The sequence below is a fragment of the Aeromonas sp. 600724 genome, from assembly GCF_049175135.1.
Lineage (GTDB): Bacteria > Pseudomonadota > Gammaproteobacteria > Enterobacterales > Aeromonadaceae > Aeromonas > Aeromonas veronii_A.
The window spans coordinates 73,500-90,314 of record NZ_JAAKUM010000017.1 but is presented as its reverse complement, the minus strand read 5'-3'; the positions used below and the strand labels follow the sequence as shown (position 1 = coordinate 90,314).

Sequence of the window (16,815 nt, the reverse complement as noted above, 5' to 3'; positions counted from 1 at the left end):
GCTTCTTTATATTCCTCTCCATTGTCTTCTCCGCTCATGGCTCTCCTGATGACTCCCATCCCCTGCGAGATCCTGCCAATGATGCAGCTAGATAACAATGTAGATGCAAATGATTGGCAATTATTGAATCGATTCGATCACGGCTCCTGTAGTAGGATTGCGCTGCTTTATTCGCCCATGGAACAGGGTGATGTCGTGACAAACGACCACAAATAACAATTAAAACAACATAACTCATTGATAAACGAGACTTTAATATGATTGCGCAAAAATACACTACAGGACCCGGCAAGAAGGGCGCCTTCGGCGTGCTTTCGCTCTCCGGTTTGCTCGTCTCCCTGCCGCTGATGGCCGAACAAACCACCGCTGAGCTGCCCAAAGCCAGCGAAACCATGGTGGTGACCGGTACGGCCATGAAGGTGGAAGTGCCGATGGCCGAGACCCCTCGCGCCGTCTCCGTGGTTAATCGCGAGGAACTGGATCAGCACGCCGTGTTGCAGCTGGATGAAGCGATTCGCTACCGTTCCGGCGTATTGACCGGTCTCTATGGTTCCGACAACAACACCGACTGGTTCAAGGTGCGTGGCTTCGATGCCGCCTCTTATCTGGATGGCAACCGCTTGTTTGGCACCGGCTACTACGTCTGGACGCCGGAACCGTTCGGTCTGGAGAGTGTGGAAGTGCTGAAAGGGCCAGCCTCGATCCTTTACGGTGAGGCGCCTCCGGGCGGGGTGATCAATGCCATCAGCAAGCGGCCGACCGCCACGCCGCAAGGGCAGGTGGATCTGCAGCTTGGCAGCCGGGATCATCGTCAAGTCGGGGTGGACGTCTCTGACGCGCTCTCCGACAACAGCCGCTACCGCATGGTTGCTCTTTATAAAGAGCGTGATGGGGTGCTTACCGGTACTTACAACGATCGGGTTTATCTGGCGCCCAGCGTCACCTTCGATCTTTCGGATCGTACCAGCCTGACCCTGCTGGCCAGTTTTCTGCACGACGAAGGGGTCCCGACCAACGGCTTCTTCCCGGTCTATGGCACCCTGAATACGTCAGGTGGCCAGATTGATCCCTCCACCAACCTGAGCCAGCCGGATTACGATCGCAACCGCAATACCCAGATCTCCACCGGTTACGAGCTGGCCCACCAGCTCAACCAGACCTGGGAGTTCAAGCAGAACGTCCGCTTCAACTACAACGATCTGCTGCTGCGCCAGACCTATATCTTCCCGACCTATGAAGGCACAACCGCCAGTCGTGGCCTGGTTTACCGCGATGGCAATACCAAGAGTGCCACTATGGACAACCAGATGGTGGGCTACTGGAACACCGACAGCACCGAGCAGACCTTGCTGCTGGGGGTGGATCTGCAGCGTCACGTCAATGAAGGGGTCGAGGCCGACAACTACGCCATGGGCTCCATCAATACCATGAACCCGGATTACAGCGGCTTCCCCGGTTTTGATGAGTCGACTGCTACTCACCAGAAGAGCAGCAAGGGCCAGAGCGGTCTCTATGCCCAGCACCAGATCCGCTGGGACGATCGCTGGTTGCTGACTGCCGGTGGCCGTTTTGACTATGTGGAGACCCACAACACCAATACCAGCAAGGACGAGCGCCAGTACGATCACGAGCTCTCCCTCTCGGGCAGCCTGATGTATCTGGCTGACAACGGCCTCTCTCCCTACTTTGCCTATGCCGAGTCGTTCGAGGTGCTGCCGGGGATCGATCCCAACACCAAGAGTTCCTACAAGCCGCTCAAGGGCAAGCTCTACGAGACCGGCGTGAAGTATGCGCCTGCCTTCCTCGACGGTTACATCAATCTGGCGCTGTTCGATCTGGCCCAGACCAACTCGCTGGTCTCTACCGGTTCCGGCCAGCAGACCCAGGCGGGTGAAGTGACCTCTCAGGGGGTTGAGCTGGAAGGGAGCGTGCAGGTGACCGATGCGCTGCGTCTGACCGCTGCTTATACCTACACCGATGCCAAAACCAACGACACAGGCAGTAGCGATCGCCGTGCCAGCCTGATCCCGCGCCACCAGGCCTCCTTCTGGGGTAACTACAAGGTGCAGCAAGGGGTGGCTTCGGGTCTGGAGCTGGGTACCGGTGTGCGTTATATCGGTTCCAGCGTGGGTATTGGCGCCGTGAATGCGGACTACACCCCCATCTACGGCTCTGCCGAGGTGCCGGCCCATACCGTCTGGGATGCGATGATCGGGTATGACTTTGCCAAGAACTGGCGTGCCCAGCTCAACGTCAACAACCTGCTGGGTGAAACCTACGTGGCCAGTTGTGACTACTACTGCTACTACGGCGAGCCGCGCAGCGTAGTGGGCAGCATCAACTACCGCTGGTAATCGAAGTCGGGCGGGAACCGGATTCCCGCCCTTCTTTTCACCCGCAGTTGTTCTGATCTCTCTGGAATACCGGTCCGTTATGGAACTCTTGTCTCTGGTTTATCGCCAATATCGTTGGCCCTTTATCGCCATCACCCTGCTCAGTCTGCTCAGTGCCGTCAGCGGGATTGGCGTCATTGCTTTTATCAATCAGTCTCTTATCGAATCTATAGGTGATCCGCTGCCGATCCTCGGTCAGCTGGTCGGCCTGATTGTGTTGCTGCTGGTGATCACTCTCGGATCTCAGCTGGCCCTGACCACTCTCGGTCACCATTTTGTCTACCGGTTGCGTGGCCGTCTGCTCAAGCAACTGTTGGATACCGATGTCGCCCGCATCCGCCAGATTGGTCAGGGGCCACTGCTGGCCTCCCTCTCCAGCGATATCGGCCAGATCACCATCGCCTTCGTGCGCCTGCCTGAGCTGGTGCAGGGGCTGGTGCTCACGCTGGGTTCTGCCCTTTACCTTGGCTGGCTCTCTCCTGCATTGCTCGGGGTGACTGCGCTCTGGGTCACCGTCACCATGGTGGTGGGCTGGTTGCTGGTGAACCGTGTTTATCGCCATCTCTCCCACATGCGTCAGGCCGAAGATCGGCTCTATCAGAACTATCAGGCCATCATCGCGGGCAGCAAGGAGCTGGCGCTCAACCGCGAGCGGGCTCACTTCGTTTACCACCAGCTCTATGAGCAAGATGCCCGTGACTACCGCCAGCAGATCATTCGCGCCGACACCTATCACCTGAGCGCGGTGAACTGGTCGAATATCATGATGCTGGGGGCGATCGGTCTGGTCTTCTTTCTGGCCAACGGCCTTGGCTGGGCCAACACCAATGTGGCCGCCACCTTCGCGCTGACCCTGCTGTTCCTGCGCACCCCGCTGTTGCAGGGGATTGGCGCCCTGCCGACCCTGCTTGCCGCTCAGGTGGCGTTCGACAAGATCGCCGCCCTCAATCTGGCCGAGCCGGATGCGGACTTCCCACTGCCGCCCGCCATCCGCCCCTGGCAGCGTATCGAGCTGGAGCAGGTGAGCTTTCACTATCAGGGAGAGGGCGGCTTTGCCGTTGGCCCCATCGATCTGGTCATCGAAAAGGGGGAGCAGATCTTCATTATCGGCGGCAATGGCTCCGGCAAGTCGACGCTGGCCATGCTGCTGACCGGCCTTTACCAGCCGGTATCGGGCCGGATCCTGCTGGATGATGAACCCGTCACCGATCGCAACGGCTATCTGGCGCTCTTCTCCGCCATCTTCACCGACTATCACCTGTTCCAGCATCTGCTGGGGCCAGACCCCAAAGATGAGCTGGTCGCCGAGTGGCTGGAGCGGTTGCAGATGGGCAGCAAGCTCACCATCGAGGATGGCTTTATCACCGATATCGAGCTCTCCCAGGGGCAGCGCAAGCGAGTCGCCCTGCTGCTGGCGCTGGCCGAGCAGCGCGAGGTGATGCTGTTTGACGAGTGGGCCGCGGATCAGGATCCCCAGTTCCGCCGCATCTTCTATCAGCTGCTGTTGCCGCGCCTCAAGGAGATGGGCAAGACGGTGATTGCTATCAGTCACGATGATCACTACTTCGCGCTGGCCGATCGCCTGCTGGAGATGCGTCAGGGCCAGCTCACCGAACTGACCGGCGCGCGCCGCGCCGCAGTGAGCCGCGATGCGATCGCCCACCTGGATTGCGAGGTGCCGGCACCGATGAGACTGGCGACAAGCCAGCACAGGAATTGCTTATGTTCGAGATGAAATCAGCCAGCTTTACGGTCAATGACCGCACGCTGCTGCACCCCACTAACCTGCGTTTCGAGCAGGGACAGGTCTATGGCCTCATCGGCCACAATGGTTCGGGCAAATCGACCCTGCTCAAGCTGTTGGCTCGCCAGCAACCGCTCAGCGATGGCGAAATCCTGTTCGATGGCAAGCCGCTGCACGACTGGGGCAACCGGGAGTTCGCCCGTCAGGTGGCCTATCTGCCCCAGCATCTGCCGAGCGCCGAGAATCTGCTCGGGCGGGAGCTGGTGGAGATGGGCCGCTACCCCTGGCGCGGTCTGCTGGGCCGGATGGGGGCGGAGGATCACCGTCAGGTCGATCGGGCTATCGCCCTTACCCATACCGAACGCTTTGCCGATCGGCTGGTGGATACCCTCTCCGGCGGCGAGCGAGGGCGGGTCTGGCTGGCGATGCTGCTGGCGCAGGAGAGCCGCTTTATCCTGCTGGACGAGCCGCTGGCCGCGCTGGATGTGGCCCATCAGGTGGAGGTGCTGACGCTCGTCAAGCAGTTGAGTCGTCAGCTTAACCTCGGGGTCATCATCGTCATTCACGACATCAATATGGCCTCCCGCTTCTGCGATCGGCTGGTGGCACTTCACTCCGGCCGCCTGCTCACCCACGGCGAACCTGAGGGGATCATGACCAGCGAGACCCTGCACGCCATCTATGGCATTCCGATGGAGGTCATTCGCCACCCGGCTCATGCCCATCCCATCGCCATCGTTTAGATAAGGCTTGTTACCTCGATGCTTTTATTCAAGAAAGTTGGCTGGTTCTGCTGCCTCTTGGCTCCGTTTATGTTGCAGGCCGAGCCAACGATGCCTGCCGCTGCAGAGCTCCCTCAAACCGATGCTGTGAAGTCGCTACCCCGTATCGCCACCGTTGACTGGACCATAGCCGAGACCCTGCTGGCGCTCGGGGTGACTCCGCTGGCCGTTGGGGATGCAGGTCCCTATCAGGCATGGGTCGGCGAGCCACGGCTACCCGCCGGGGTGGTGGATATCGGCCTGCGCACCCAGCCCAACCGCGAGCTGCTGGCGGAGCTCAAACCCGATCGCATCCTCATCTCGCCGCTGGCGGCCCCGCTGGCGCCAACTCTTTCCCGCATCGCGCCGGTGAGCACCATCGCCCTCTATGATGGGCAAACCGATCTGTGGCAGCGGCTGCACGAGGTGACCCTGACCCTCGCTCGTATGGTGGGTAAAATCGCCGAGGGCGAACGGCTGCTGGCGGGGCTGGATCGGGATCTCGCCAGCATGCAGGTCAGATTGCCTGCGGATCTGCCGCCCCTGCTGGTGGTGCAGTTTATCGATGAGCGCCATGTGCGGGTGTTTGGTCGCCACAGCCTGTTCGATGCGGTGATAACGCGGCTCAGGCTGCAAAATGGCTGGCAGGAGCAGACCAATGACTGGGGTTTCTCGGTGGTCAGCATCGAGCAGTTCATGACCTTGCCAACCGCGCGGCTGGTGGTGGTCGATCCCATTCCGGTCGGGGTGAGTGAACGGCTTCAGGAGCCGGGGTTGTGGCAGCATCTGCCGCTGGTACGGCAGGCGCCCGTGCTGCATCTGCCTGCGGTCTGGAGTTTTGGCGGCGTACTTGCCGCCCGCCGTTTCGCCGGTCTGCTCAGCGATGCATTGCTGCAAGATGCCGAGCGTATGGAGGCTAACCGATGAAGCGACTGCTCACATCGCCGCTGCTGCGGCCGGTCTCGATCCTGCTGGGGTTGACCCTCTCGCTCGGATGTTGGGAGCTGGCTCGCCAGCTGCCCGGTGCGCTCTGGTGGCAGAGCCTGTTCGCCCCCAATCTGGATGACGTCAGCCAGGCGGTGGTGCATTTCAGTTGGCTGCCCCGTTTGGTGGTCACCCTGCTGGCCGGAGCGGCGCTCGGGCTGGCGGGCTCCCTGATGCAGCAGGTGCTGCGCAACCCGCTCGCGTCTCCGACCACCTTGGGGGTAGCCTCCGGCGCTCAACTGGCGTTGATGATGGTGACCCTATTTGCCCCCTCCTGGTTGCTGCTGGGGCGGGAGTGGATCGCCATGGCCGGCGGCAGCCTTGCGATGGCACTGGTGTTTGCCCTGGCCTGGCGTCGCCAGCTCAATCCGGTGGTCATCGTCTTTGCCGGGCTGGTGATCAACCTCTATCTGGCGGCCATCAGCATGGGGCTCTTGCTGTTCTTTCAGGAGGAGCTGAAAGGCTTGCTGGTGTGGGGCAGTGGCTCGCTAGTGCAGAACAGCTGGAGCGGGGTGAGTTATCTGTTGCCCCGCCTGCTGGCAGCCGCTTTGCTGGCCGCAGTACTGGTGCGCCCGCTGGCGGTGCTGGAGCTGGATGATGCCAGCGCCCGCAGTCTGGGGGTCTCCCTCCAACACTTGCGACTGGCGGGGCTTGGCTTGGCGGTATTTGTCACCGCTTGCGTGGTGAGCGTGGTTGGGCTAATCGGCTTTATCGGATTGGCAGCGCCCGCCATGGTGCGGCTGCTCGGGATCCGTCAGCTTGGCCAACGGCTATTGTGGACACCGATCCTCGGCGCCCTGCTGCTGGCGGCGACCGATCTGCTGCTGCAGAGTCTGAGCCGCTTCTGGCCAGTCTTGATCCCCACTGGCGCCATGACCGCCATGCTGGGCGCGCCGCTGCTGCTCTGGCTGATCCCGCGCCTTGGCATCAAGTCGGGTACGCCAAAGGCAAACGCCGGCCTGCTGGTGGCCCGCCATCCGGCACCGGCTCGCCTTATTGGCCTGTTGCTGGTCGGGCTGATGCTGGCCGTGGTCGCCTCCCTGCTGGTTGGACAGGGGATGATGGGCTGGAGTTGGCCAAGCTGGCTGCGCTGGCAGGCCCAGCTGGAGTGGCGGCTGCCGCGCACTCTGGCGGCGGGGGCTGCTGGCGTGCTGCTGGCGCTGGCGGGCACCCTGTTGCAGCGGGTCAGCAACAACCCGATGGCGAGCCCGGAGTTGCTGGGGGTGAGCGGCGGCACCTTTATGGGGGTGATAGCGACGGCCTTACTGCTGCCAGCTTTGCCGTTGCCCATAATGCTGCTGGGCGGCCTGATCGGGGCCTTCGCTTGTCTCTTGCTGCTGGGAGTGGTCAATCGCAAGCACGGCTTCCAGCCGGAGCGGATCCTGCTCTCAGGTATCGCCATCACGGCGTTGTTTGAGCCGCTGCAGGCCATCGCGTTGGCCAACGGTGACCTGCGGGTGCAGCAACTGCTCTCATGGATGTCCGGTTCCACCTACTACGTCACCCTGCCGGTGGCCTATGGGCTGGTGGGGCTGGCGCTGTTGATGCTGGCCGCCTGCCTGCTTGTCAGCCGCTGGCTCGATCTGCTGCCAATGGGGAGTGCGGTGGCGACCGCGCTGGGCATTCGCCTCAACAGTGCCCAGCTCGCCATCCTGCTGCTGGTGGCCGTGCTCACTGCCAGCGCCACACTGGTGGTGGGGCCGCTCTCCTTCGTTGGTCTGCTGGCACCACATATGGCCAAGCTGATGGGGTTGGTGCGGGCACGCTGGCACCTGCTTGGGGCCGCCGCTTCCGGCGCCCTGTTGATGGTATCGGCGGACTGGGTCGGCCAGCAGATCCTCTTCCCGCAGGAGGTGCCGGTCGGGCTGGTCTCCACCCTATTAGGGGGCGCTTACTTCATGTGGTGCCTGCGCCGCCTTTAGGTTTGTGGATTGGCTATCGTGTAGTCGGATCAGGGTTGCCAATATGGCAGTAACGATAGGCAGTGTTTTTTGGGGCCAATAACTTGGCCCCCAATATGAGCCGACGTGGCAACTGTTGGGATCATGCTGTCTCTGAATCGTTCTTCAGTTCGCTGAAAAAAAGATCGCATCATAAAAAGGATCAACAAAACCCACGATCTGGTCCGCGCCGAAATCTTCGATTGCATTGAAGCGTTCTACTACAGAGTGCGACGCTAGAGCCACCTTGGATGCGCGTCACACCAGAGGTCTTCGAATAAGTCTCGTCGTGAGAACAGAATATGTCTACCATCGTGGGCTAAGTCCATCTGATCTGGGTATGATCCTGCGCCAGATTGTCTCGACTTCACTTGCTTATTGTCTTATAAATACAAACGTTTAGATATTGCCAATCTAGCGAGGCAAAGGATGAAATTTATTTTCGATCTCGACGGAACTCTTAGCTGCTGTGAAACATTGCCTATCATAGCTAAAAGTTTCAATGTCACTACGCAAATAGAAGAGTTAACTGCCCAGACTATTAATGGTCAGATCCCATTCATGGAAAGTTTCATCAAGCGGGTTGACATACTTGGTCACCTAGATGTGGCTCAAGTTGCTCGCATCGTAGCGGATATTCCCCTTAACCAGTCTCTGCTCGATTTTATCAATAGTAACCGTGATGACTGTATTATTGCCACTGGAAATTATAATGGCTGGATCGCAGAATTAGCCAAAAAAATAGAGTGCGTAATTCGTTCATCAGAAGGGGAAGTTGATGCCAATGGCAAGGTTCGATTAACCAAAATACTAAAGAAAGAAGATATTGTTAAAGAGTATCAAGCGCAAGGTGAGCAAGTCGTTTTCATCGGTGATGGAAATAATGATGCTGAGGCCATGAGGATCGCTGATGTTTCTATTGCTTGCGGCTTGATTCACCAACCGGCAAATACGGTCATGCAAGTTGCAGATTATGCAGTATATGATTCTGTTGCTATGCTCAGGTTACTGCAACAGATAAAATCACCTCAAAATGGAAGGTCAGTGGTAATTAGTGCTGCGGGGGTTGGTTCGCGCCTTGGGCTGGGACAAACAAAGTCGCTTATTAAGCTACAAGGGGTGCCACTTATTCATCTACAGCTAGAACAATTCCGGCATGTAAGTGATCTTAGAATAGTTGTTGGTTTTCAGGCTAGCAGTCTTATTGATGAAGTATGCTCGATCAGAAAAGATATTATTTTTGTTTTCAATCACGATTATTTTCACTCTAAAACTGGCGCTAGTCTCTATCTTGGTGGTAAACATGCTAATGAAATGATTATTGCTTGGGATGGGGATCTATTAGTTCACCCAGATGATATTGCTCAGTGCATTGAAGCAGAGCAAGAATTTATTGGGGTGAGTCAAAAAGTGAGCGAAGACGCAGTTTTTGTGAAGCTTAATGAACAAGAACAAGTTGTTTCATTTTCCAGAGATGATGGTGATTACGAGTGGTCTGGACCTGCTGCCATCCGCAGGGAAAATATAAGATTTACCTCGGGCCATCTTTACAATCTTTTAGAACCATTATTGCCAATGTCTGCGAAGATAATACGAGCGCAAGATATTGACACTTATGAAGACTATAAGAAAGCTGTTGATTTTGTGGACTCGTGGAGTAGTGGTAATCATAAAATAAATAGTTATTATGAAAAACTAGCCAGCAAAATAAAATCACCAATAGAGACTAGAAATAAAGCCCCCGATTTTTCTATTTTTGATATTGAGTTAGTCAAACGTTTCTCAGATAAAAGTAAAACCCTGCTTGATCTTGGTGCTGGTACTGGGCTGCTTGTTAATCACCTTACAGAAGATTTCTCTAAAATAGTCGCTGTAGAAAAATATTCTAACTTTAGCGATTTTATAAAAAGAACGGACAACCTGAAAGTTATTAATGAAGATCTCAATATATTTGATGTGGCAGAGAAATTTGATCTTGTTACCATTTTTGGTGTGATGAATTTCTTTAATAGAACAGAGGCGGAACGGATTTATCAGAAGGCTCGCTCATGGATACGACCTGCTGGTACTTTGATAGTCAAGCATCAGATGGGGTGTACTGAAGATGTCATTGTTGATGGTTACTCCAAAGAGCTAGGAACAGATTACTACTCTGAATATAGATGGCTACAGCATGAGATAGATCTTATACGTCAAGCCGGTTTCAGCATTAAGGAAGTTGTTGATATTTATCCAAAAGAGTACAACCGATGGGATAACACCCATTTCTATGCCCTTGTCTGTATACCTGAAGAGAGCAGTTAGGCAAAACTGTACTGAATAATAATTATTGGATGACGATACCATGAGTCGATTTACGCGTTTTCTCCAATCATTCCTGAGGCGTTCAGGAAAGTGCGATGCTGATCTCATTTTTTCAGAACAGCTGGTTAATCTGAGTCAGGGGATTGAGCAAGGTAACCAGCAACTGTCAGAGGTGCAGCTAACTCTGCGTGATGATATCTCCAGACTTCAGGCTATAACAGAACTTCTGTGCGAGAAAGTCAGTTCATTACCGGTGATGTCATCAGCCAATGTCCACGATGTGATAGTTACAGCGGCTGAGCTTGAAGATGTTTTTGTTGGTATTTCTAAAAATATCAAGAGTTGGCAGCAGTGCAATATAGTTTTTGCATGTCCAGTGCTACATGATGGTGTCTCGTTACTGTTGCAAGATCAGGAAGTTATTTATGTTCGCAATGTTGACGATTTTGTATTGCATTTGAAAGATCGTCATGTAACAAGTATTGGTATCACATCACCTTGGCTGATGCAGGATTTTATTGGTGAGCGACATATCCTAAATCTACTTCTGAGGGCTTGTCAAAGTCATATTTTATATATCGATAATTGCCATTTTGTGGTACATAGCAAGAACACTAGAAAACGTCTTCATAAGGTTGGTTTCTATGAGATAGCACAGCTTTCGGAAAATCAAAAATGTGATTTTGTCTCTATTGGATGTTTGCCTGATGGTTCTTATTCTGTATTTGGTTCTGCACCGGCGATTTATACTGAGTCGCCCAGCTGTGTAACACTTAGGGCGGCTAGACTCCCAATTTGCAATACCGAAAATTTCTATTGGGAGAATTTGATGATAACACCATTTGATTCGACCAAGATTGGTTTTATGGCGCCAGCTGATGGTTTTTCTCTGGCCATTGCTCAGGCAAAAACTGCTGTAGATGATGTGATTAGTATAAAGGCTAAATTTTCGTGGTTGGGGGCTGGGAGTGGACATGCTTCTCTGGTCGCTTGCTATTCAGGCCCGCAAGATAGTCATATGTATGCCTGTATGCTTCAGGCATCCACGGCAGATATGCCTGTTATCACATTATGGGTTAATGATGGTAGTTGGAGGATAATAAGTGAGCCTAAATTTATACCATGTGAAGAGGTGAATGTTACCGCTGGGCAGTACTCTACTATTATTGCACTCTCTGTCATGTCTACCAAGGTAATGGTTGAGGTTGGCAGCACTCTCATTATTGATGTCATTGACACCAAGTTGACGCGTACACCGCGAGTGGGGATAAGAGCAAGCGATAATCAGTTTGCTGTTTCTCAAATTACCACATAATAAAAGGCCAGACCTCATGAAAATTGTTACCTCAGGCGTAGATTCTGAGTATGTGTTGGCTGATTTATGCAAATACCTTAGGGCGGTTGGTTATGATGTCACAGAGTTGGATTTTGGCCAACTCACAGCGCAGGATGAAGATTTACTTGCCCCCTTTATTGGTGAGGATGTTGTCTACATTACATCAGCACATACTAATTTAACTAGAGATGTTGCAAAGTTTTTGGCGCCAAAATTTAATGAACACTACCCAAATTATTTATCGCCATTAGAAATAATTCAAAAATTAAAACCTAAGAAATCCATATATATTCCACATGATCTTCTTACTCCTTTTGGAGATAAAAATCTCAATGAACTAAGGTTTTTGGATCTTTTTGACTACATACTTACGCCTTTTTCATCCTCTGCACTCCAGGCGACCTTGGGTCGTCATACGAAAGTCATAGAAAGTGGATGGATAAAGCATACAAAAAGTGCTCGTCCTAGCCAGCCAGCCCAAAAAAATAAACCGAGGATTGTACTGTTCATCAGTATGTTTGAACACTTGCGTCTGAGATTTGGTGATTCAGGAATAGTCGATTACTTTGCTCCGCTTATAACGGAAAATGTCAGAGTCAAGTTACCTGCTTGGCGGGACGTGGCGCAGGTAGAGAAATTATTCAATAATCGTTTTCCCGATTGCATCATTCCCGCTGAGGAGTGCTCGATCCGAGCGATTCAGGAGGCTGATGTTGTGTTGTGCAACGGTGCTTCCTCCATACACGCCGAGTCCATTCTAATGGGGCGGCCCACAGTCTGCCTGTTGGATGATGAGGGCTTGCCCTCCGATGAGCAGCGCAGCAAGCTGGGACATCTCCAGGCCATTCTGTTTCATGACTATCGGCAACGAGCACCATTGGCAGATGAGTTTGTCGAGCAGGCGATGAAATATCACAGCAACTTCCCGTCAGCCCACTTTGATTATGGTGTAGTGGAAAACATCATCAGCAAGTGATGCTGTGGTCATTGTGATGGCGCAGTGGCGTTTGTGCTTGCGGATGCCCGTGGTTGGTTCAAGGTAGGAGCCGGCGTAATAGGTTAAGCGCAGAGCGCGCTTGCCTTCGGCGTCAGGTTCGCGGAATTCGATGCTGATCTTCATAATTGTCCCCCGAAAGTACCCCGAGAGGTTACTTCGGGGTACTCTCGGGGTAAATTCTCACGAAACAAGATCAGGCAAGAATAGTCAGTAAAAAACAAAGTTCAATATTTACAATGTCTTATATTCTCGCTGGCTGCTTTTTATTGCTGATTTTTCACCACATTACTTGCCGATGCAGAAGCTGGAGAAGATGCGGCCCAGCAGATCGTCGGAGCTGAATTCGCCGGTGATCTCGGAGAGGGACTCCTGCGCCAGGCGCAACTCTTCGGCCACCAGCTCGCCGGCCACGAACACTTCCAGCTGCTCCTTGGCCACCAGCAGGCGCTCGGCGGCGCGCTCCAGTGCATCCAGATGGCGGCGGCGGGCCATAAAGCCCCCCTCGGTGTTGCCCTGGAAGCCCATGCAGGCTTTCAGGTGTTCGCGCAGGGCGGGCAGCCCCAGTTCGGTTTTGGCGGAGATGCGGTAGACGGCGTGGCCCAGCTCCTGGCTCGGTGCCAGATCCTCGCCGGTCAGGTCTGCCTTGTTGCGAATGACGGTGAGGCCGATGTTTTTTGGCAACCGATCAACAAATTCCGGCCAGATCTCCCGCGGGTCAACCGCATCTGTGGTGGTGCCATCCACCATAAACAGCACCCGATCGGCCTGTTCAATCTCGGCCCAGGCGCGTTCGATACCGATCTGCTCCACCTTGTCCTGAGTGTCGCGCAGACCGGCGGTGTCGATGATGTGCAGCGGCATGCCATCGAGATGGATGTGTTCGCGCAGCACGTCGCGGGTGGTACCGGCAATCTCGGTGACGATGGCTGACTCGCGCCCTGCCAAAGCGTTGAGCAGGCTCGATTTGCCGGCGTTGGGACGACCTGCGATCACCACCTTCATCCCTTCCCGCAGCAGAGCGCCCTGTTTGGCTTCACTGCGCACGTCGTCCAGCTCGGACATGATGCTGTAGAGGTCGCCCGCCACCTTGCCGTCAGAGAGGAAATCGATCTCCTCGTCCGGGAAGTCGATGGCCGCTTCCACATAGATGCGCAGCCGGATCAGGCTCTCCACCAGTTGCTGGATTTTGCTGGAGAACTGCCCCTGCAGGGAGTGCATGGCGCTGCGAGCGGCCTGTTCGCTGGAGGCTTCGATAAGGTCAGCGATGGCTTCGGCCTGGGCCAGATCCAGCTTGTCGTTGATGAAGGCGCGCTCGCTGAACTCGCCGGGGCGGGCAGGGCGGATGCCATCGATTTTCAGAATGCGGCGGATCAGCATGTCCATGATGACGGGGCCGCCGTGGCCCTGCAGCTCCAGCACATCCTCGCCGGTGAAGCTGTTGGGGGCTTTGAACAGCAGGGCGATGCCCTGATCCAGTACCTGGCCTTGCTCATCCTTGAACGGCAGATATTCGGCGTAGCGCACCCGAGGGAGCTTGCCGAGCACTATCCCGGCGACCTGTTCGGCGGCGGGGCCGGAGACCCGGACTATGCCGACGCCACCACGGCCTGGCGCGGTGGCCTGGGCCACGATCGTATCTGTTGTCATCTTGCTTGGCTCGTTTGTTCGCTGATAGGAAAACGTAGTGGGGGACATTGTAATAAAAAAGGCGGCCCGAAGGCCGCCTCTTTTGTCATCACGGGAAGATTAGCTGCGTGAATGCAGTCCTTTCTTCTCCAGCTGACGATAGATGATGGTCTGCTGGATGATGGAGATGACGTTGCTCACCAGCCAGTAGAGAGTCAGGCCAGCCGGGAACCAGAGGAACATGAAAGTGAAGATGATCGGCATGAACTGCATCACTTTCTGCTGCATCGGGTCGGTTACGGTGGTCGGGCTCATCTTCTGCAGATACCACATGGAGGCACCCATGAGGATTGGCAGCACGAAGAAGGGGTCCTTCACTGACAGGTCAGTGATCCACAGGGCAAACGGCGCGTGGCGCAGCTCAACAGACTCCATCAGTGCCCAGTAGAGGGCAATGAAGATGGGCATCTGAACCAGGATCGGCAGGCAGCCACCCAGCGGGTTGACCTTCTCCTTCTTGTACAGCTCCATCATGCCCTGAGACATCTTCTGGCGGTCATCGCCGAAGCGCTCGCGCAGGGCCGCAATCTTGGGTTGCAGCATGCGCATCTTGGCCATGGAGGTGTACTGGGCCTTGGTCAGCGGGAACATGATGCCGCGCACCAGCAGGGTCAGCATGATGATGGCCAGACCCCAGTTCTGGACGAAACCGTGGAACACGGTCAGCAGCCAGTGCAGCGGTTGGGCGATGAACCACAGCCAGCCGTAGTCGACAGTCAGGTCGAGGTGGTTAGCTACCTTGGCCATCTGGTCTTGCAGCTTGGGGCCGACCCACAGTTTGCTGGTCACTTCGGCCTGTTGACCGGCAGCCACGTCAACCATTGGCGCCTTGTAACCGATGATGGCCTGGCCTTTACCCGGGATCACGCGGCTGTAGAAGCTGTTGGTATCGTCGGCATTCGGAGCCCAGGCAGAGACGAAGTAGTGTTGCAGCATGGCGACCCAACCACCCTTGGTGGTCTTGTTCAGGTCGGCATCCTTCATCTCGTCGAAGGTGTACTTCTTGTAGCGTGTATCTTCAGTGGAGAAGGCACCACCACGGTAAGCGCTGGCTACCATGGCATGACCTTCCTGATCCTTCGGCGTTGCTACGGTCTGCTTCAGCTGACCATAGAACTGCACCTGAACCGGCTCGGCAGATTTGTTGTCGATCTTGTAATCAACGCCAACGGCATAGTCGCCACGCTTGAGGATGAACTCCTTGGTGAAGACCACGCCTTTGCTGTCGGTCCAGGTCATCGGAACGACGACTTGATCCTGACCATCGGCCAGCTGATAGCTGGTCTGGGCGGCTTCATAGGTAGGACGACCTTCGGCCTGACTGTCCGGACCGTTGCGACCCACCAGACCGCTCTGGGCGATATAGAGGTGCTCAGGCTTGCTGGTCAGCAGCACGAACGGTTGGTCCTTGCCCTCTTCCAGTTTGTGAGACAGCAGTTCGGCAGACACGATGTCGCCACCCTGGGTATCCAGGGTCAGCTTGAGCACGTCAGAGGAGACTGTGATCAGCTTGCGTGCGGCAGTCGCGTTGGCTTGCTCGGAAACCTGAGGAATATCACCGGTCTGACCGGCTTCAGGTACGAAATGTTCGGTTTGGGCCACGGTAGTCGGGGCCGGCTTCGGAGCCTTGTCGGACTCCCACTGTTGCCAGAGCAGAAAGCTCACGAACAGCAAACCGATCAGGAGTAGATTGCGTTGTGATTCCATAGTTTTCAGTTTCTTCGCTTTGGTTGCGGAACCGGGTCATAACCACCCTCGGATAAGGGATGGCATTTTAATAGACGTTTGCTGGCTAACCAAACGCCTTTTATGAAACCGTGAAGTCGGATGGCTTCTATCGCAAATTGGGAACAAGTCGGGGTAAAACGGCAGCGCGGCCCGAGCAGAGGGCTAATGATTAGCTGATACAGGCGTATCAGTTTGATAGCTACCCATTGCAACGGCGTGACAGGGTGCGCCATAGCTTTTCCAGTAACTTGAACAGTTCCTCGTTATCCATCTCTTTCACACCGGCCTTGGCGATCACCACGATGTCGATAGCGGGCAGCTGATGTTGTTTGAGGCGGAAACTTTCCCGAACCACCCGTTTGACACGGTTACGCCAGACGGCACGCTTGAGTGCTTTTTTGGGCACAGCGAGACCAAGACGAGGGTGTTCGAGCGAATTGGGAGAAGCGAGAAGGGTAATCTGCGGAGAGGCGGCCCGGACAGGCTCGGCAAAAACGCGTTTGAAGTGTTCGGGAGTTAACAGACGTAACTCCCGAGAGAAGGTGTGCTGGGTAGGCATTAGACTACCAGGCGGGCACGACCCTTGGCACGACGAGCGGCCAGAACTTTACGACCGTTGGCAGTTGCCATGCGGGCGCGGAAACCGTGAGAGCGCTTGCGCTTCAGGTTGGACGGTTGAAAAGTACGTTTCATGATTCGATTCCGTATTTCTGTACAGTTTTGATTGTCACACTTAGCCGACGCGCCAGCTATAGCGTGTGACGACTAGCAAAAGAGGCCGAATTCTAAACAGAGTTCGGCTTTTAGTCAATCCGCCGTTCCCTCTCATCCTGCCATGGTCTTGAAAAGGCCACTGCCGAGCGTGAGGATCCAGAGGATCAAGGGCTCCGGATTATACTGGCAACCCGGGGTTAAACAAGGGATCCCTCAATAAAAAAGGCG

The 16,815-nt window shown here is 55.1% G+C and carries 14 protein-coding genes and 1 pseudogene; 9 read left to right on the top strand and 6 right to left on the bottom strand.

All coding sequences use genetic code 11. From position 1 onward, the window contains the following. Window positions 1–257: 257 nt before the first annotated feature. From G5168_RS16365 to G5168_RS16325, 9 genes and pseudogenes are all read left to right on the top strand, one after another. On the top strand, window positions 258–2,354 hold the full coding sequence (locus G5168_RS16365; protein WP_227341687.1) for a TonB-dependent siderophore receptor: 2,097 nt from the start codon (window positions 258–260) through the stop codon (window positions 2,352–2,354). A gap of 79 nt (window positions 2,355–2,433) precedes the next feature. Beyond that, on the top strand, window positions 2,434–4,128 hold the full coding sequence (locus tag G5168_RS16360; RefSeq protein WP_421252460.1) for a multidrug ABC transporter permease/ATP-binding protein: 1,695 nt from the start codon (window positions 2,434–2,436) through the stop codon (window positions 4,126–4,128). After that, entirely contained in the window at window positions 4,116–4,880 is a 765-nt protein-coding gene (locus tag G5168_RS16355; protein WP_421231430.1) for an ATP-binding cassette domain-containing protein, read from the top strand. The genes G5168_RS16360 and G5168_RS16355 overlap by 13 nt, the downstream gene beginning before the upstream one ends. A gap of 18 nt (window positions 4,881–4,898) precedes the next feature. Further along, a complete protein-coding gene (locus tag G5168_RS16350) occupies window positions 4,899–5,825 on the top strand; it encodes an ABC transporter substrate-binding protein (protein WP_227341690.1) in 927 nt (308 codons plus the stop codon). Further along, entirely contained in the window at window positions 5,822–7,804 is a 1,983-nt protein-coding gene (gene fhuB / locus G5168_RS16345) for a Fe(3+)-hydroxamate ABC transporter permease FhuB (RefSeq protein ID WP_421252459.1), read from the top strand. Before G5168_RS16350 ends, fhuB begins: the two co-directional genes overlap by 4 nt. A gap of 24 nt (window positions 7,805–7,828) precedes the next feature. Beyond that, window positions 7,829–8,062: pseudogene (locus G5168_RS16340) on the top strand (IS3 family transposase); the annotation flags it as partial. A 189-nt stretch (window positions 8,063–8,251) separates the two neighbouring features. Then, window positions 8,252–10,126 carry an HAD-IB family phosphatase gene (locus G5168_RS16335; protein ID WP_227341692.1) on the top strand — a complete coding sequence of 625 codons (1,875 nt, stop codon included), beginning with the start codon at window positions 8,252–8,254 and terminating at the stop codon, window positions 10,124–10,126. A gap of 40 nt (window positions 10,127–10,166) precedes the next feature. Beyond that, window positions 10,167–11,441: a hypothetical protein gene (locus G5168_RS16330; RefSeq protein WP_227341693.1), complete on the top strand. Its 1,275-nt coding sequence runs from the start codon at window positions 10,167–10,169 to the stop codon at window positions 11,439–11,441. A 16-nt stretch (window positions 11,442–11,457) separates the two neighbouring features. Continuing rightward, window positions 11,458–12,438, top strand: a complete 981-nt coding sequence (locus G5168_RS16325; protein ID WP_216952506.1) for a hypothetical protein — start codon at window positions 11,458–11,460, stop codon at window positions 12,436–12,438. Here the strand turns inward: G5168_RS16325 and G5168_RS16320 are convergent. From G5168_RS16320 to rpmH, 6 genes are all read right to left on the bottom strand, one after another. Further along, window positions 12,391–12,582: a hypothetical protein gene (locus tag G5168_RS16320; protein ID WP_227341694.1), complete on the bottom strand. Its 192-nt coding sequence runs from the start codon at window positions 12,580–12,582 to the stop codon at window positions 12,391–12,393. The two genes, G5168_RS16325 and G5168_RS16320, sit on opposite strands and share 48 nt — an antisense overlap. Window positions 12,583–12,744: 162 nt before the next feature. Further along, on the bottom strand, window positions 12,745–14,106 hold the full coding sequence (gene mnmE, locus G5168_RS16315) for a tRNA uridine-5-carboxymethylaminomethyl(34) synthesis GTPase MnmE (protein WP_139459600.1): 1,362 nt from the start codon (window positions 14,104–14,106) through the stop codon (window positions 12,745–12,747). Window positions 14,107–14,205: 99 nt separating this feature from the next. Further along, complete coding sequence (gene yidC, locus G5168_RS16310; RefSeq protein ID WP_088868083.1) at window positions 14,206–15,852, bottom strand: membrane protein insertase YidC; 1,647 nt, start codon at window positions 15,850–15,852, stop codon at window positions 14,206–14,208. 5 nt (window positions 15,853–15,857) lie between these two features. Next, window positions 15,858–16,106, bottom strand: a complete 249-nt coding sequence (yidD, locus tag G5168_RS16305; protein ID WP_075116235.1) for a membrane protein insertion efficiency factor YidD — start codon at window positions 16,104–16,106, stop codon at window positions 15,858–15,860. After that, complete coding sequence (gene rnpA / locus G5168_RS16300) at window positions 16,073–16,432, bottom strand: ribonuclease P protein component (RefSeq protein ID WP_005342318.1); 360 nt, start codon at window positions 16,430–16,432, stop codon at window positions 16,073–16,075. Before rnpA ends, yidD begins: the two co-directional genes overlap by 34 nt. Continuing rightward, window positions 16,432–16,566, bottom strand: a complete 135-nt coding sequence (gene rpmH / locus G5168_RS16295; protein ID WP_005307156.1) for a 50S ribosomal protein L34 — start codon at window positions 16,564–16,566, stop codon at window positions 16,432–16,434. Before rpmH ends, rnpA begins: the two co-directional genes overlap by 1 nt. Between the last annotated feature and the right edge of the window lie 249 nt (window positions 16,567–16,815).

Bases quoted from the DNA above. Each gene is read 5' to 3' on its own strand.
- G5168_RS16320 (WP_227341694.1), bottom strand. From the start codon at position 12,582: ATGAAGATCAGCATCGAATTCCGCGAACCTGACGCCGAAGGCAAGCGC.
- yidC (WP_088868083.1), bottom strand. From the start codon at position 15,852: ATGGAATCACAACGCAATCTACTCCTGATCGGTTTGCTGTTCGTGAGC.
- G5168_RS16360 (WP_421252460.1), top strand. From the start codon at position 2,434: ATGGAACTCTTGTCTCTGGTTTATCGCCAATATCGTTGGCCCTTTATC.
- G5168_RS16350 (WP_227341690.1), top strand. From the start codon at position 4,899: ATGCTTTTATTCAAGAAAGTTGGCTGGTTCTGCTGCCTCTTGGCTCCG.
- rpmH (WP_005307156.1), bottom strand. From the start codon at position 16,566: ATGAAACGTACTTTTCAACCGTCCAACCTGAAGCGCAAGCGCTCTCAC.
- G5168_RS16365 (WP_227341687.1), top strand. From the start codon at position 258: ATGATTGCGCAAAAATACACTACAGGACCCGGCAAGAAGGGCGCCTTC.
- G5168_RS16330 (WP_227341693.1), top strand. From the start codon at position 10,167: ATGAGTCGATTTACGCGTTTTCTCCAATCATTCCTGAGGCGTTCAGGA.
- yidD (WP_075116235.1), bottom strand. From the start codon at position 16,106: ATGGCGCACCCTGTCACGCCGTTGCAATGGGTAGCTATCAAACTGATA.
- rnpA (WP_005342318.1), bottom strand. From the start codon at position 16,432: ATGCCTACCCAGCACACCTTCTCTCGGGAGTTACGTCTGTTAACTCCC.
- mnmE (WP_139459600.1), bottom strand. From the start codon at position 14,106: ATGACAACAGATACGATCGTGGCCCAGGCCACCGCGCCAGGCCGTGGT.
- G5168_RS16325 (WP_216952506.1), top strand. From the start codon at position 11,458: ATGAAAATTGTTACCTCAGGCGTAGATTCTGAGTATGTGTTGGCTGAT.
- fhuB (WP_421252459.1), top strand. From the start codon at position 5,822: ATGAAGCGACTGCTCACATCGCCGCTGCTGCGGCCGGTCTCGATCCTG.
- G5168_RS16335 (WP_227341692.1), top strand. From the start codon at position 8,252: ATGAAATTTATTTTCGATCTCGACGGAACTCTTAGCTGCTGTGAAACA.
- G5168_RS16355 (WP_421231430.1), top strand. From the start codon at position 4,116: ATGTTCGAGATGAAATCAGCCAGCTTTACGGTCAATGACCGCACGCTG.